This is a genomic window from Thermorhabdus hydrogeniformans (assembly GCF_049310025.1).
GTDB lineage: Bacteria > Bacillota > Thermosediminibacteria > Thermosediminibacterales > Tepidanaerobacteraceae > JBJYKD01.
Genome location: NZ_JBJYKD010000001.1, coordinates 1 through 16997 on the forward strand (window position 1 = coordinate 1; position 16997 = coordinate 16997).

General features: G+C 41.2%; 13 protein-coding genes and 1 pseudogene. 2 read left to right on the forward strand and 12 right to left on the reverse strand.

The features are described from left to right. The 3 genes from ACKX14_RS00005 to ACKX14_RS00015 form a co-directional block, all read right to left on the reverse strand. Positions 1-1472, reverse strand: a 1472-nt coding sequence (locus ACKX14_RS00005) for a transposase (RefSeq protein ID WP_422443537.1), incomplete at its 3' end; no start/stop codon positions are given. A gap of 188 nt (positions 1473-1660) precedes the next feature. After that, positions 1661-2593, reverse strand: a complete 933-nt coding sequence (gene yhfZ, locus ACKX14_RS00010) for a GntR family transcriptional regulator YhfZ (RefSeq protein WP_422443538.1) — start codon at positions 2591-2593, stop codon at positions 1661-1663. Between the two features lie 96 nt (positions 2594-2689). Then, positions 2690-4306: a ClC family H(+)/Cl(-) exchange transporter gene (locus ACKX14_RS00015; protein ID WP_422443539.1), complete on the reverse strand. Its 1617-nt coding sequence runs from the start codon at positions 4304-4306 to the stop codon at positions 2690-2692. A 174-nt stretch (positions 4307-4480) separates the two neighbouring features. Between ACKX14_RS00015 and splB the strand changes: the two genes are divergently transcribed. Continuing rightward, positions 4481-5506 carry a spore photoproduct lyase gene (gene splB, locus ACKX14_RS00020; protein WP_422443540.1) on the forward strand — a complete coding sequence of 342 codons (1026 nt, stop codon included), beginning with the start codon at positions 4481-4483 and terminating at the stop codon, positions 5504-5506. A gap of 19 nt (positions 5507-5525) precedes the next feature. Here the strand turns inward: splB and ACKX14_RS00025 are convergent, their stop codons facing one another. From ACKX14_RS00025 to ACKX14_RS00060, 8 genes are all read right to left on the reverse strand, one after another. Continuing rightward, a complete protein-coding gene (locus ACKX14_RS00025; protein ID WP_422443541.1) occupies positions 5526-6431 on the reverse strand; it encodes a glycyl-radical enzyme activating protein in 906 nt (301 codons plus the stop codon). Positions 6432-6462: 31 nt separating this feature from the next. Next, positions 6463-8922, reverse strand: a complete 2460-nt coding sequence (hypD, locus tag ACKX14_RS00030) for a trans-4-hydroxy-L-proline dehydratase (protein WP_422443542.1) — start codon at positions 8920-8922, stop codon at positions 6463-6465. A gap of 150 nt (positions 8923-9072) precedes the next feature. Continuing rightward, entirely contained in the window at positions 9073-10041 is a 969-nt protein-coding gene (locus ACKX14_RS00035) for an ABC transporter ATP-binding protein (protein ID WP_422443543.1), read from the reverse strand. 16 nt (positions 10042-10057) lie between these two features. Then, positions 10058-11056 (reverse strand): ABC transporter ATP-binding protein, encoded by a 999-nt coding sequence (locus ACKX14_RS00040; RefSeq protein ID WP_422443544.1) that lies wholly within the window; start codon positions 11054-11056, stop codon positions 10058-10060. Between the two features lie 30 nt (positions 11057-11086). Continuing rightward, a complete protein-coding gene (locus ACKX14_RS00045) occupies positions 11087-12025 on the reverse strand; it encodes an ABC transporter permease (protein WP_422443545.1) in 939 nt (312 codons plus the stop codon). An 11-nt stretch (positions 12026-12036) separates the two neighbouring features. Beyond that, positions 12037-12957, reverse strand: a complete 921-nt coding sequence (locus ACKX14_RS00050; protein ID WP_422443546.1) for an ABC transporter permease — start codon at positions 12955-12957, stop codon at positions 12037-12039. A 75-nt stretch (positions 12958-13032) separates the two neighbouring features. After that, a complete protein-coding gene (locus ACKX14_RS00055; RefSeq protein ID WP_422443547.1) occupies positions 13033-14697 on the reverse strand; it encodes a peptide ABC transporter substrate-binding protein in 1665 nt (554 codons plus the stop codon). A 19-nt stretch (positions 14698-14716) separates the two neighbouring features. After that, positions 14717-15793, reverse strand: a complete 1077-nt coding sequence (locus ACKX14_RS00060) for a M24 family metallopeptidase (RefSeq protein WP_422443716.1) — start codon at positions 15791-15793, stop codon at positions 14717-14719. Between the two features lie 148 nt (positions 15794-15941). Between ACKX14_RS00060 and ACKX14_RS00065 the strand changes: the two are divergent. After that, positions 15942-16153 (forward strand): annotated as a pseudogene (locus ACKX14_RS00065) (IS110 family RNA-guided transposase); the annotation flags it as partial. A 276-nt stretch (positions 16154-16429) separates the two neighbouring features. Here ACKX14_RS00065 and ACKX14_RS00070 read toward each other — a convergent pair. Further along, on the reverse strand, positions 16430-16990 hold the full coding sequence (locus ACKX14_RS00070) for a helix-turn-helix domain-containing protein (protein WP_422443718.1): 561 nt from the start codon (positions 16988-16990) through the stop codon (positions 16430-16432). Positions 16991-16997: the final 7 nt, after the last annotated feature.

Consider the following 16997-nt stretch of genomic DNA (forward strand, 5'->3'; position numbering starts at 1 on the left):
TCAAGCTCATGCCCACGCTTTAATGCTGAGTTGGTTCCTTCAATGGCTGCCCTCATGCTGGTATTTTCTCTTTGATCTTGTTCTACTTTCTGACGTTGTTTTGACGATTCTATGGCTTTTAGATTTATACGGACCACATAGTCTTTTTTCTGTCTCTTGCAGTAGCAATCTTTTCTGTGTTTACATGTATCACATGCATTTAAAGGAAAGTGAGCTACGGTTTGGCTTTTGGTTATACCTGCATGGGTTGGTGCTATACCTTCAGGGCATTTTGTTATTATGCCTGTGGATTCATTTATTTCAAACTGGCTTGCAGATAATTTCTTTTGAGGTTTTTTTCCATTAAGGTTGGTGAAGTGAAGTTCAATTCCATTTTCTTTGCCTTTTTCTATTACTTCGGGGGAGTAGTATCCTCCATCCATATAAAGGTGTTTGCAGTCAGTATTTTCCTTGATAATTGGTATTCTATCTTTACCCAGATCTACATCGCTTTTGATGTTTTGATCCACCTTGTAGTCTGTAATAAACTGGACTGGGTTTTCTTTGGAGCAGGTTTCCGCAATGTTTAGTGTGTATCCGCTTTGGGCTTTGTCACCCTTTTTCCTGTATGTGGCATCTTCGTCATAGGCAGACTGCAGGGAGTTGGTAGGAATATCTTTATTATCTTTGGCTTTGAGTTTGTTTTTTTGTTCATCAAATACGGATTGTTCTGATATGAATCTTTCAAGTATCCTCAGGATATCAGGATCTTTTATTTCATCTGCTTTTTCTATGATGTTCTTGATTTCAAGGCACAGATTCAGGAGCATGTCGAGTTTGCTTTCACTTTCCGATGGTTTTGCTTTATAGATTACATTTGTTTTGAATTCGGGTTTTAGGACTTCTTTGAGGTTTGGTGTAAGAAGGTTTTCAGGTACTGATTTTACTGCTCTTTCTAGAACATCAAATGCCAATGCTATTCTCCCGGCTTTCTTGATGTTTGACATAAACATGGTAGAGTCCATGCGCTGTTCTTGTGTGGATATACCGGCTTGTTTGATAAAGTTTTTGGTAAGGTTTAAAAATGAGGCAAAGATTAAATTTTCCTGTTCAGGGTGTTGCACCAGATAGCGATATATTCTTGCTCTGAAATCATAAAGGGTTTTTTCTGCCAGGTTTAGTTCTCCCAGTACTCTGATTCCTACTGCATAGTTTACTAGGTAGTTGAAGTAGAAGTTGTCGATTAGCTCATCATCGGAGTAGTTTTTTAAATGCTTTATGTATTCCAGGGATAAGGCTATGTTTACTGGGAAGTTGGGTCTTCCGGTATCGCTGTAAAGTACTGAAAATGGCTTTTCATCTATTTTGCAGAATACGTATTTATAGAATATGGGAGCCCAAGATTTTTCTAATTTAGTCTTTATCCTGGGATTCATCCAGTTGGTACTTTCAAATAGTGATTCTTGAAGATGGTTAACATTTTCTCTGAACATTTCTTGCACCTCATTTATCGTGATTTGAGGCTTATATGTTTCGTTTTAGCCCTTGTCCCTGCATATTATACCATAAATCATGATAATATGGTAGTTTTTGTTGCTTTTTCGTTAGTTTTTATTTTTCAAGCCGTATTTGGTTAAATATGGATTGGGGAAAAGGGGGAGTTTTTACACTGGAATCAAAATTAATAACTGGGCAAAATCTTCCCCTCCAAAACCTGCCTTTGAATATCTAAAACATACTCTTTGTCGACAATATGTTTTAATACCCCCCCTATACCCCAGTTGGATTTTTTAACCACTAAAACAGCTACCGTATCATCCTCATTCAGTTTCAAAACCTTGGGATTTTTTAAATCAAAATATGGCAGGTTTAAATTTCTATCCTCGGTCTCATCTATATTCCATACGGCGGCATCTATCCTTTTTTCCAGCAGGCTCTTTAAAATCTGGTTATAGGAAAGTTCCACATATTCTACGTCCTTTCCCTCACACTCATAGCAGGTTAGTATGAAATGGTCTATGGAACTTTTGTCAAGAGCCACCTTCATTCCATCTTTTATTTGTGTGTCTTCCGGATTTGCAAATAACACCTTATGACCTTTTACATAGGAATATTTGCCCAAATCAAGGACGATCTCCATATCTTTCCCGGACGATATATTGATACTCGCGGCAAGTTTGGACATTATGGCAAAATCATACTTTCCCTGCTCCAAAACTTCAAGCCTTTTGTAACCACCCCTCATGTAAGCCATATTAAAGGGTATATTCGCTTTTTCGAAAGCCTTATAAAGGCCCGTGGCCAGTCCCTCATACCTTCGTGAATAGGGCAGGGGCATAATGCCCGTAATAACTCTCAGACCTGCAATCTCCCATAATTTCTGGTAATCGATATTTTCTATATATGTGCCGAGATGCCCTTTTGCTTCTAACTTTATGGCTCCGGCTTCTTCCAGGTATCTCATGGCTGATTGAATTGTTCCCCGGCCGAGGTCCAATTTTTGGGCGAAATCTCCCACCGTTTCAATTCTATCGCCCTTTTTAAGGGATATGAATTCCCTTGCAAGTCTGAGAACGGCTAATCCATTTTTGGTTAGAAGTTGTCTGTCTATCATACCACTTCACCTATACAATATACAATACGTTGTATTTTAATTATAGCACAACTCTTGACATTATTCAAGAAATATTTTAATAGTTTTGTGGTTATTTTATGATAACGTCTCATTCAGTGAGACAGCGGAATGTTCTTCCGGCTCCACACCCAATTTTAAAAGTTTTTTATTTATCTCCGCCGCTTTGGTTTCATCGGTAAGCACCACAAGGTAATCTCCGGGGAGCATGATGGTATCGCCTTTTGGAATAATTTCCAGATCCCCTCTGTTTATGCCCACCAGCAGACAATTCTCCGGCCATCTAACGTCTTTTACTTTCCTGCCGTCAAAAGCTGAACCGAGGCATACCGGCACTTCCATCAGTATCTTTTGGCTCTCGACTTCCGGGCCGCGGTATTTCGAACCCCGGCGTGCCGTCAATCTATCGAGGAGAGTGTCATAAATTGGTTTGGATTTAAAAAGGTCGGTTACCAGGTATGAAGTAACAGATACAATGCTCAGAGCCAGAAGGTGGCTGAAAGAACCGGTCATTTCGGTAATGAGTATGCTCCCTGTAATCGGAGCTTTTACAATGGCTGAAAAATAGCCGGCCATCGCCAGAATGAGGAAATTTTTAATATATTCGGGATTAAGGTCCATCAGCTTAACTACTACGGTCCCGTAAACATCCCCCGTTAAAGCCCCAATTACCAGCAGCGGCAGGAAAATCCCTCCCGGTACTCCCGAACCGTAACTTGTCATTGTGAAAAAAAACTTCACTACTAATAGAATAACCACATAATACAGAGTAAAGCTTATTTTATTTAGAGAATCAATCATTTCGCCGCCACCGCCCAGGACCTCCGGCATGACAAATCCCAGCACTCCGGCGATAACAAAAGGGATGGCAGGTTTTAATTCCGGCCTTAAAATTTTTATGTTTTTAAAAAAATCCTGGGTTTTTATCAGAGCAGTATTAAATACGATGCCAAACAGGCCTGTTACAATGCCCAGAAGCAGCACATAAAAATAATGATTTAACGGCAGAGGTTTGATGCGGCCGAAATTAAAAACCGGCATCTGGCCGAAAAATTGTTGAGATACGAAGCCGGCCGTTAAAGAGGCAACCATAGCGGGCACCATTACCATAGGGGAAAAGTTTTTGTGAAGTTCCTCCAGCGCAAAAATCGTACCGGCCAGGGGAGCGTTAAAGGCCGCTGAAAGACCCGCACTGGCCCCGCAGGTGATCAAGTATTTTTCCTCGACCCTGAGCCTCCCCATAGCCCTGCTGAAACCCTGGCCCGCAGCCGCTCCCAGCTGAACCGACGGGCCCTCTCTCCCGAGGGAAAGACCGACTCCCAGGGCAAGAACCCCGCCGAGAAATTTAAAGATGATTACCTTTATCCAGTTCATTTTTAACTGTCCGGAAAGAACTCCTTTCACCTGAGGAATACCGCTGCCGCTTACCATAGGCTCCTTCTTTACTATCAGTCCGAGCACATACGCCAGGGCGAATAAGAATACAAACCATAAAAGGGTTGCATAAAATCCCCCCATTTTCAAAACAGAGTATATCTCTCTGCGCAAAGATTCCGCCTCGCTAAGCAAATACCTGTATAAGATGGCCATCACACCTGCAAAAAAACCCACGGCAATTCCTTCCACTATAATCTTTTGCCTGAAATCCATCCAGCGCGTTAAAGTGGAATAGGTCTTGCTTTTACCCTTATTCAATTTCGAAAACCCCCGTTTGTCCCTTTTTATCACCTACATTACATTATAAAACAAAACAGTGGGATTTTGCCACTCCTTATAAATTGCAACTTGCATGATCACAATTTATAATTTTCATAAATAACTTCAATTGTAAGTTTCAGAATAAAGGGCAAAATATATCTGGTGATGTGTATGGAACTTTTCATACCAAAAAGGGCCTTTTTTGAGAGAGAAGCACTGGACTACCCCACCGGCAGGCAGATATATTATAAGATGAGGGAAATGGGAGTGGAAACGTCCTTTGTTGGGTCGCACAACAGGGTGACGGGAATACCGGGCAAGACCGCCCAGGAGGCATACTTAGAGGCCAAAAGGACTCTGGTGGTGGGGGTCAGGAGGAGCCGTGATTTTCAGAGGTGCAGGCCGTCGGCCCATTACCAGCTTCCACTGGTAACCAGTTGCACAGGAGAGTGCGAATACTGTTACCTCAACACCACCCTCGGCAGAAAGCCGTATATAAGAGTTTATGTAAATGTGGAGCAAATTCTGGAAAAGGCCAGGGACTATATAGAGGCGAGAAAACCCGCTACCACAGTATTCGAAGGTTCGGCCACTTCCGATCCCCTGCCTGTGGAGCCGTATACAGGTTCGCTGAAAAAGGCCATTGAGTTTTTCGGGACCCAGCCAAACGGACTTTTTAGATTTGTCACCAAGTTTACGAATGTCGATTCACTGTTATCCGCTGAACATCAAGGCAGGACGACTTTCAGATTCAGCATAAACTCGGAAAATGTTATCAAAAAGTTCGAACACAGGACCCCCTCCCTTGATGAGCGATTAGAGGCGGCTTCAAAAGCGGCCTGCGCCGGCTATCCCCTCGGTTTTATCATCGGCCCCATTTTTTATTATCCGGGCTGGGAGAAATGTTATGGTGAAATGCTGGAAAAATTAAGCTTCAAGCTCGCAGGCAAAATAAAAAAGCCCCCGGCATTTGAACTGATAACTCACAGGTTTACCGAACGGGCCAGAAGAAATATTTTGGAAGTATTTCCCAAGACCCAGGTTCCCCTTAATAAAAGAGAGCGGACTTTTAAATTCGGCCAGTTCGGGTATGGCAAATACGTTTATCCCACAGAAAAAATGGAAGAGTTGAAGGCATTTTTTCAAAAAAAAATCAGCGAAGCAATGCCGGGTGCTGAAATTCTCTATTTTGTATAAGTGTGATTTCATTATTTGTTCAAATCTTCGTATAAAGCCCGATTTCCTCAAACCTTTCCTTTATATACTTTAATTTTTCTCGTGGCGGAGCTTGGCGGATGGACATTTTATACTCCTTACCAAGCCTGTTATATTTTTCGCTCACATCGTGGAAAGGTAATAAGTCAATTTCATTTATACCTTTTAGTGAGGAAACAAACTCCACAAGGCCGTCAATATTTTTTTCCGTATCTGTAATCCCCGGAATTACGGGAAATCGCAGAATAACATCTTTTCCTCTGCCTGCATCCACCAGCATCCGCAAATTATCCTTAATCAGATTATTTGAAACTCCAGTATATTTCTTATGCTCTTCCTCATCAGCCAGTTTCAGGTCGTAGAGGAACACATCAACGTAATCCAATACCGATGAAAATACGTCTTTGGGCGCATAACCTGATGTATCCAAAACGGTATGAAGATCTCTTTTCTTGCATTCTTTCAGCGCCTCTCTTAAAAATTGATGCTGGAATAGCGGTTCTCCTCCCGAAAAAGTCACGCCTCCTCCTGAATTATCATAAAACAGAATATCTTTTTCAATCTCCTTCATAAGCTCGTCAACTGTGATCCCTCTGCCAACAAGTAGTAAAGCTCCAGTCGGGCAAGCTCCGGCACAATTTCCACAATAACTGCAGATTTGACGGTCAATATGCTGAATATTGCTTTCAAATGTAATTGCACCAATCTCACAAACACGATTACATGTTTCACACCGCATGCATTTATATTCGAAAAACATAAGCTCATTTGCGCCAGAAATACCCTCGGGATTGTGACACCACCAGCATCTTAGAGGACACCCTTTAAGAAATACCGTTGTCCTTATTCCGGGACCATCGTGGATAGCATACCTTTTTATATCGAATATAAATCCATCATTGACCATTTAGAAGCCTCCGTCCTGTTTTGCCCCAATCCTATACTTCTTTATATTCGGTTCTTGCAATTATTTCTTCCTGTAAACCCTTCGGTAAGTTCACAAAGTAGTCACTGTACCCGGCGACTCTAACCATTAAGTCCTGGAAGTCTTTAGGCCGTTTTTGTGCCTCACGGAGTAACTCGACGCTCACCACATTGAACTGGACGTGGTGCCCTCCCATTTTGAAAAATGTTCTTATAAGCTGCGAAAGTTTCCGGATATTTTCCTCACCCTCCAGCAGATCCGGAGTAAGTTTCTGGTTAAGCAAAGCTCCTCCAGTCTTATCCCAATCACATTTAGAAACTGACCTGAATACCGCCGCTACTCCCTTTTTGTCACTCCCTTGAACCGGTGAAACACCTTCAGAAACCGGAAAACCTGCTTTTCTCCCATCAGGCGTTGCCCCCGTAACTTTTCCGAAATATACATGAGCTGTTGTGGGCAGGAAGTAAACCCTCTTAGATGCTTTCCTGACCGGAGACGGCGGATATTTTTCGATTATATCCACCACATTATCGACTATCTTCTTTGCAATCTTGTCGGTATAATCATCGTCTTCTCCATACCTGGGCGTTTTGTTCATGATAATCTGTCTCAGCATTTCGTATTTCCCTTCGAAGTTATGCTTGAGGGCTTCAAGAAGTTCATCAATTGATACTGTCTTTTCATCAAACACATGGTACTTAATAGAAGTTAAACTATAGGTCAGCGTACCTAAACCTACTATTTGAATATACTGGGTGTTGTACCTTGCCCCGCCGGCATTGTAATCTCTGGCATTTTCGATGCAGTCACAAATCCACAGCGATAAGAAAGGAACCGGCAGGTATTTTGCATAAAGCGCCTCTATAATGTCATTTCCTTTCATCTTTATGTCTATAAAATGTTTTACTTGCTTAACAAAGGCTTCCCACAGTTCATCAAAGGTCTTGAAGCTCCTCGGTTCTCCAGTTTCCATGCCTATCTTTTTACCGCTTTGCGGATCTATACCATTATTCAGGGTAATCTCAAGAATTTTGGGTAGGTTGAAATATCCTGTCAGGATATAAGTTTCTTTCCCAAAAGCCCCGGTTTCCACACAGCCGCTGACCCCTGCAGTGCGGGCATCTTCCAGGCTTTTACCCTGCCTTAACATCTTGACTATAACCCCATCGAAATTGAAGAAGGGCGGTTCACCAAATCCGGGACCCACTACTTTTAAAGCCCTTGTAATGAAGCGTTCGGGATTTTTGTCACTCACCAGCACAGCCGTATTGGGCTGCAAAGTCCTTACTTCGTCAAGAACTTCCAGTAGCAGGTAAGAGACTTCATTAACACCATCCGAGCCATCCTTTTTCAGCCCCCCGAGATTGATTTTTGTAAAGTCGTTATATGTGAAGCTCTCTTCCGCCGTCACCCCGACTTTTGGAACTGCCGGCTGGTTGTTAAACTTTATCCAGAATGCCTCCAAAAGCTCTTTTGCCTTTTCTCTCGTTAACCTACCTTCTTCAACGTCTTTTTTGTAAAATGGATATAAATGCTGGTCCAAACGTCCGGGGTTAAAAGAATCCCATGGATTTGTTTCATAGACCACACCCACATGAACGAACCAGTAGTGCTGGAGGGCTTCCCAGAATGTTCTTGGAGCGTGCGCCGGGACGAAGCGGCATATTTCAGCCATTTGCTCGAGCTCTTTTTTTCTCTCGAAGTCTTTTTCTTCCTCTGCCATTTTTTCGAGTTTTTCCGCATAGCGTTTTGCGTAGACCATAATCGCATCCGCTGCTATATCCATGGCTTTAAGTTCTTCCATCTTATCGTAGTATTCTGGATCACTCGGCGTCAATTCCTGCATTTTCTTTCTAATTTCTTCTTTTATGTCTAAAAGCCCTGTTTTGAATATCCTTTCACCGCCAGCGGTGTGACCGGGTGCCCTCTGCTCCATAAACTCTGTCCATATTCCCGCTTCATAAGCCTCTATCCATTCCTGAGGCAGGTTTTCAAAAATAATATCCCTCATTGTTTTGCCCTTCCAGAATGGAATTACTTCTTTTTCATATAATTCCCTGGTTTTTTCATCAACCTTGTATGGCATATTTTCTCTGGAGTTTAAGATTTCTAAGTCTTCCATACTGTGAGTACAAATTTCCGGATATGTGGGAACTTCCTGGGGTCCAGTCCCTCTTAATCCAACAATCAGCTGGCCGTCTTCCACCGGAAGGCTTACACGTTCCATTAAATACTTAAATGCCAGGGCACGCTGCACGGGGATGGATTTTCCTTCAGCAAGGCCGTTTTTATAGAACCGGGTTATGAGCCTAGCTCTTTCATCAGATATTTTAACCTCAGCTTTCACGCTTTCCTCTCTGAGTTTTGCAATCCTTTCATTTATCGGCCTGACGGCAGCCCTCCTCTTCTGCATTTCTTTTTCAACAGTTACATACTCAGAAGAAACGGACATACTATTCTCCTCCTTTATCATTTTAGAAAAATGTCTTTCTTAATTTTTTTAGCAAATTTCATGCCAGCATTATTTATAATTATCGAATCAGTTTCTATTTTTTCCTGATTCCATCCTACATTCTAAAGTGAACGTATCAGAAATTGTATATTATTATGACCAATTTTGAGACTATGTCTCATAGAGATGACACGCCACAAAATGACCCGAATTCAACTCCTTCAATTCGGGCTGAACTTCAGCACATACTGGTCTGGCATAAGCGCAACGACCCCGGAATCTGCAGTAATTCGGCGGATTTATAGGGCTTGGCACATCACCCTGCAGGAGAATTCTTTGTCTGTTTCGCTCCATAATAGGATCGGGTATAGGTATGGCAGAAAGCAGCGCCTTTGTATATGGGTGCAGAGGATTGCTATACAGTTCAAAGCTTTCCGCCAGCTCCACTATAACACCTAGGTACATTACGGCAACTCTATTTGAAATATGTTTTACTATGCTCAAATCATGAGATATGAACAGGTAGGTAAGCTTGAACTTGCTTTGCAAATCTATAAGCAGGTTTACTATCTGCGCCTGTATGGAAACATCTAGTGCCGATATGGGTTCATCGCAAATGATAAACTTCGGTTCAACAGCAAGAGCCCTGGCTATGCCTATTCTCTGCCTCTGCCCCCCGGAAAATTCATGCGGAAATCTACTAGCATGTTCCCTGTCAAGGCCAACTATATTCAATAACTCGTATATTCGATTTATTCTGTCTTTGCCGCTATAAAGATTATTAGTATCCATTCCCTCACCGATAATATCTCCTACAGTCATCCTTGGATCGAGCGAAGCGTACGGATCCTGGAATATTATCTGAGCGTTTTTTCTGAATTCTTTTATTTCACTGCTATTAAACTCATAAACATTGCGGCCTTCAAAAATAACCTCTCCACCAGTGGGCTCATACAGCCTTATCATAGTCCTTCCAACTGTAGATTTGCCACAGCCACTTTCCCCCACAAGGCCCAGTGTTTCACCTTCTCTGATAGAAAAACTTATATTATCCACTGCTTTTAATAACTGGCCTTTGCCTACATTAAAGTACTTTTTAAGATTTTTCACTTCGATGAGATTTTCACCTATTTGTGGCATATTCTTTACCTCCAATTCAGGAAGGCCGCTGGATCTTGGGAGCTCTTTCATGCAGCAGCCAGCAAGTGACTTCATGGTTTTCTTTTACCCTCATCATAGGAGGGTATTTTTTCGCACATATCTTCATAGCATATTCACAGCGAGCAGCAAAAGCACAGCCTGTAGGCGGCGAAAATAAATCCGGCGGAGTGCCTTCAATGGACACCAGCCTTTCCTTCGATTGGGAATGTAACTTCGGGACAGATTTTAAAAGGCCCCACGTATAAGGATGCTTTGGATTATAAAATATATCTTCGACACTGGCGGACTCTATGATCTTGCCAGCATAAAACACCATAACCCTTTTAGCCATATTAGCAACAATCCCTAGATTGTGGGTAATTATAATTACGGCAGTTTTCATGCTTTTTTGTAAATCTTTCATCAGGTCCAATATCTGAGCCTGTATAGTTACATCCAGGGCAGTGGTGGGTTCATCGGCAATTAGCAGCTTTGGATTGCATACAATCGCCATGGCAATCATCACGCGCTGCCTCATGCCACCACTGAATTCATGGGGATACTGGTTTATTCTTTTTTCTGGGTTAGGTATCCCCACCCGTTTTAGAATTTCTATAGTCCTTTCTGTAGCCTTTCGTCTACTTATACGCTGGTGTATGAGTATGTTCTCCTCTATTTGTTTTCCTATGGTCATCGTTGGATTCAGTGATGTCATGGGATCCTGAAATATCATACCAATTTCCGCCCCTCTTATCATCTGCATCTTTTTTCTACTGATAGCAAGCAGGTCTATGTTGTTAAATTTTATACTGCCACCTTTTATATATCCCGGAGGAGAGGGGATCAGGCGCATAATGGCCTTAGCAGTAACGCTTTTGCCGCATCCGGACTCACCCACGATGGCAATGCATTCGCCCTCATTTACGTGAAAGGATACACCCCTTACTGCGCTCACCTGGCCTCCATAGGTATTAAAAGAGACTTCTAGATTATTTACTTCCAGTAACTTTCCCATTCCGAGTACCTCCGGTAATTAAATTAATTTTTACTTAAAAGTTCCGCGAAGTCTTGGGTCCAACGCGTCGCGCAGGCCGTCGCCGAGCAAGTTGAGGGAAAGCATAGTAGTGCTTATAAAAAACGAAGGTATTATCAATTGATATGGATATGCCCTGAAATTCTGGGCTCCTTCCCTAGCCAGTAACCCCCAACTGGAGTAAGGTGGTTGAATTCCAAGTCCAATATAACTTAAAAAAGCTTCAGTAAAAATTGCCCCGGGGACTGCCATTGTTAGATTTGTAATAATGAGCCCCAACATATTTGGGATAAGGTGTCTAATAATTATCTTAAAATCACTGGCTCCCAGGGCCTTTGCTGCCAGGACGAATTCCTGGTTTTTTAGTTGCAGGACCTGACCCCGAACAAACCGCGCACTGCCTATCCACCCAATAATGACCATGGCCAAAATCAGACTGTGAATACCCGAGCCCATGACCACCATGACAAGTATGGCTACTATAAGGGTGGGTATTCCATACAGTACATCGATGATTCTCATGATAATCATATCTACCGTACCGCCGAAATACCCTGATACTCCTCCAATAATAACCCCCACCACAGAATTTATAAAGGTCGCTAAAAATCCTATAGAAAGTGATACCCTCGCTCCCATCCACGTTCTGGCCCACAGGTCTCGGCCTAATGTATCAGTTCCAAACCAGTGATCTCTACTGGGACCCTGGTCAGTAAAATCAGCATAGTTGGTCTTGAAATCATATTTAGACATATAAGGACCTATAATGGCCATCATAATATAAATACATATTAACAACAGCCCTAGGGTTGCTATTTTATTCTTTTTCAACCTCATCCAGGCGTCCTGCCAATAAGTAAGGCTCGGCCGCACTATTTTGTTTATCTGTTTTGCATCTTTATCGATAGGGGTAAATAATTCCTCGTCCAAAAAATCTAAATTCTGCTCCATTAATATCACCCCTACTTTCCTATAATCCTGATTCTCGGGTCTATCAAGCCATAGAGTATATCGACAATGAAATTTGCTGCTATTAAAAAAACACCATAGAAAACTGTCATGCCCAAAATCATAGAATAATCAAGATTTTGAATTCCAAGCACATAAAATTTTCCCATTCCAGGTATGGCATATATCCACTCAATCACAAAAGTACCCGTCAAAACCGCAGCAGTAATCGGGCCTAAAATAGTTACAACCGGCAATATTGCATTTCGTATTTGATGCCTCCACACTATCTGAAACGTTGAAAGCCCCTTTGCTTCCGCAGTCATTATATAATCCTGATGCATAACGTCTAACATGCTGGCGCGCATGATCCTAGTTATCAATGCTAAAGTATATAAACTCAATGCAAAGACCGGCAGTATAGTGTACCTGAAACCCTTCCACTGAGCAACGGGCAGCAATTTAAATTTAACCCCAAAGATGTACTGCAGGAGTGACCCCATAATAAAATCTGGAACGGAAACGCCTATTATCGCAATGATAATGCAAAAATAATCTAAAAACCTGCCCCTGTGCAAGGATGAAGTTATACCCAAAAATATTCCCATTACAGTTGCAAATAAAATTGCTCTAATGCCTAAATCCGCCGAATATGGAAAAGTCTCTGCAATAATGCTCCTCACGGTCCTGTTGTTGTATTTCAAAGATGTCCCCAGATCGCCCTTCAAAAGATTTTTTATATAAATTAAATACTGCACCGGAAGAGGCTTGTCAAAGCCGTAATATCTCATCATATTTTGCCTTATCTCAGGTATTACCTTTTCGCTTGTGAAAGGGTCGCCAGGCAGCAACCTGACTAAAACGAACACCACAGTGACCAGGACCAAGACAGTAAAAAATGAAATAATCAATCGATTTATAACATATTTAACCATTATCACTTCCCCCTATTTTAAACTTGAAGGTATATACCTTCAGGGTATATACCTTCAAGTTTACTAACAATTTCTCTAATCTTTTGTAGCATAGACTGCATCAATATCGGCACCTACAAAACTCCTAACAATACCCTTTACGTTGTCCTTGCATAGCCAAGCTCGTTGCCTGAACTGCAGTGGTACCAGCGGAGCGTCATCCAGTAATATCTTTTCAGCTTCGTAGAACATTTCAGCTCGCTTCTTAGGATCTACTTCAACTCTGGCTTTTTCAATCAATTCATCGTATTTAGGATTACTGTACTTGCCACTATTCTGGGGGTTGTTGGTCTCCCATAGTTCCATATATGTCATGGGATCGTCATAGTCCGGAGCCCAACCTGCATACACCAGTTCAAAATCTCCTTTTTGTTCATCTGCTAATCTCTGTTTGTAAGTCACCAATTTAATATTGAACTTTATACCTAGATTTCTGGTAATTTGATCCTGCAAAGCTTCTGCCATCAGTTTGCTGGTTTCATCATCCTGAATCTTGTATTCCACCGAAATTTGTGAAGGATCGCTTATATTTAGCTCTTTCATAGCTTTTTGCAAATATTCTTTCGCTTTTGCCAGATCTGCTTTTTTAGGATAAGCCTCCAGGGGATACTCATCAGCATAATATCCATTTACCCCCGCAATTACAGGAAGTACAAGTCTTGTAGCAGGGAGATACAGGCCTTTTGTTGCCGTTTTCAGATAATCCTCACGGTCTATAGCATAGTTTAAAGCTTTTCTGAAATTTTTGTTAGCCAGCCAAGGTTTGTCAGGCAGATTCAAATTGATCTTAATCCAATCATCAGCACCGCTTAGATAAACCTTTGCTGTGCCTTCCTGTTTGTATTTTTCAACCATAGCCATGGGAATATCCACAAAATCTAGTTCCCCGTTTTCATACATGCTCAGGGCAGTATTGGGGTCCCCTACCTGCAAGATTCTTATCTCGTCGAGCTTTATGGAATCTTTATCCCAATAATTAGGGTTTTTTTCCAATACCATTTCTTGCTCATGCTTCCATTCTTTCAAAATGAACGGACCATTATAAAGCATCTTATCAGCTTCAGTGGCATAAGCACTGCCGTATTTTTCTACGACTTCTTTTTTAACGGGATAGAAGCACATCAGATCTAAATAACTGAGGAAGTATTTTGTAGGAGCATTTAGTTTTATTTCCAGAGTTTTCTCATCAATGGCCTTAACGCCTATTTTACCGGGGTCAGTAATTTGCTTTAAATTGTATTCTTTACCATTTAATATGTTATACCCTGCAAATGCGTAAGCGGAAGCCAAATTCGGGTCTAATAATCTTTTTATTCCATACTCAAAATCCTGAGCTGTTACCGGTGAGCCATCACTCCATTTGGCATCTCTCAAGTGGAATGTATATGTCAGTCCATCTGGTGATATTTCCCAAGACTCAGCCATGCCGGGTTTAATCTTGCCATCATGCACTCTTATCAAACCTTCAAAGATGTGTTTACCCACATCGAAAGACGGCTGAGAGTTTGCCAGCTGCTGGTCAAGACTTGGAACTTCTGCAGTCAGCGAAAAAGTCAACACTTTCTTGTTTTCTGAAGCGTTATTCGCGCCGGAGCTCTGCTGGCCACTAGAACTTTGTTTCTGCCCGCAACCAGCCACAACTGAAACGGTCATGAAGACCACCACAAGCAGTGCAATAAATGAGAATAATTTTCTTTTCATAAAACGCCAGCCCCCTCTTTCAAATTATTATCAATTCTTTTGAGGTCTTTGTAAGGATTTCAGGCCCATTTTCAGTTACAAGTACCGAATCCTCGATCCTAACACCTCCCCATCCTGGTATGTAAATCCCTGGTTCTACCGTAATTACATTGCCAGCTAATATGGTTTTATCACAATTAGACGACATGAAAGGTTGCTCGTGTATTTCAAGGCCTACTCCATGGCCCAAACCATGGCCAAAATTTTCTCCATAACCTGCTTTTTCAATAATACTTCTTGCATTTTTGTCAGGGTCTTTCCCACTGATACCGGGTTTAAGACTTTCAACACCCACATGCTGGGCATTTTTAACAATATTGTAAATTTCTTTTTGCTTTTCATCTAATCTGCCGACACCAAAGGTTCTGGTACAATCTGAACGGTAGCCGTTATACAGTGCGCCGAAATCCACTGTCACAAAATCACCAAATTCAATTTTTTTCTCAGAAGGTATAGCATGGGGCAGAGATCCCCTTGCTCCAGATGCTACAATTATTGGAAAGCCTATGTCCGATGCTCCCTTTTTCTTAATGAGGTATTGCAGTTCCAATTCGATGTCCTTTTCCGTTATCCCAGGTTTAACGGATTTTAGCAGTTCCTCAAATGCCGCATCTGCGATTTGAGCTGCCTTTTTTATGCATTCTATTTCACCAGAGTCTTTTACATACCTTAGGCCTTCTACTAGACCTAGGGTCGGCACAAACTCAATATTGCTAAGGGCTTTTTTAAATTTTTCGTAAAGGTCAATTGTAACCGCATCTTTTTCAAAGCCCAGTCTCTTAATTCCGTATTTTTCACAAACTTCTTTAATCACATCTTGAAGCTCTGGAAACGGTGAGCGCCACCTGACTACTTCAAAATCATGGCATTCCTGTTCCGCCTGTTCGGTGTACCTGGAATCAGTTATAAAAGCCCTGCCCTTTGAAGAAACTACTGTATAAGATTCAGAGCCAGTAAAACCGCTTATATATCGTATATTTGGTTCTTTTATCAACAGCAAACCATCCAGTTTCTCCTTTTCCAAGATATCCAGTAAGCTTTCTATGCGTTTTATCATTTTAACCCTCCATTCCGCCGCTACCGCTGGCGGCACAAATAGTATGGTAATGAAAAAAAATGGTGTGCAGCTTTCACTCTTTTTACTATAAATTACTTTCATGAGAAGATATCTCCTCAGCTACCAACGTAGCAAAGGAGGTCGTGCAATGAAAGTTGTTTTTCCTATCTATTGCGGTGTCTATGTCCTTTAGACTTTTCTCGTTGCCACACTCATTACTTCAGAAGGGATTACCCCCATTACTCTAAAAAGAGATTTTCAACCTTCAACAATTCCATCCTCAAATTTAAACAGTGGCTAATTGATAACAACTGCTATGATATGTGCAGTGAATCCACCGGAAAGTATTGGGTCACAATAAAATTAATATGCCATAAGAAATGCTAGAAAAGCAGAAGGAGAAGGCTATTAAGCAGGCAATAAAACTTCTCGTTTCTAATGGTGTAATAAAAGCTGCTGATATTTCTGTGGCTTAAACTAAATCTTAAATTTTACTTTTTTTTAGGTCTTGAGTAGGTCTTAGTTTAGTACGCCCTGTTTTACTTTCGTTTTGTGTTATTTTTCAAGCTAATAAACCTCTTGCAACATTGTTACTATTTTTCGAATATATGTTTTTTCTTATAATTAAAAAACGGTTTATTTTTGCTTAAAAATTGGCGGACTGCTTACACATAGTACTTTGACCAACTTATTTGTGAAATTAGCCCATTCATGAGGTATCGCAGATGACATATGTATACTATCTCCCGGATTTAATTGATATTCCTCATTTCCAACAAAAACTGTTAAAATGCCTTCCAACACATAGACAAATTCTTCACCTTTATGAGAATACGGTGTTACTGCCTCTCGACTTTGAGTCGGCAAAATGCTTATTAACATCGGCTCCAGAACTTTGCCATTTAGATCGCTTGCTAATCTATGGTAAATTCTTGATTCTTCTACAGAAAAAACTTCTTGTTCATAACTTCTTATAATAAGTGACTCATGTTTTTTTGGTGGAGTGAAAAAATATGATAAATCTACTTCAAAAACTTTCGCAATTTTTTCAAGGGATGTTACAGCTATCGACGCTATTCCTCTTTCTACCTGAGATAAAAAACTGATTGAAAGGTCTGATTTCTCGCTTAATTCTTTTAAAGTTAAACCATGTGAAATGCGTAATTCTTTAATCTTTTGGCCTATATCTTTTTTTATAAGTTTC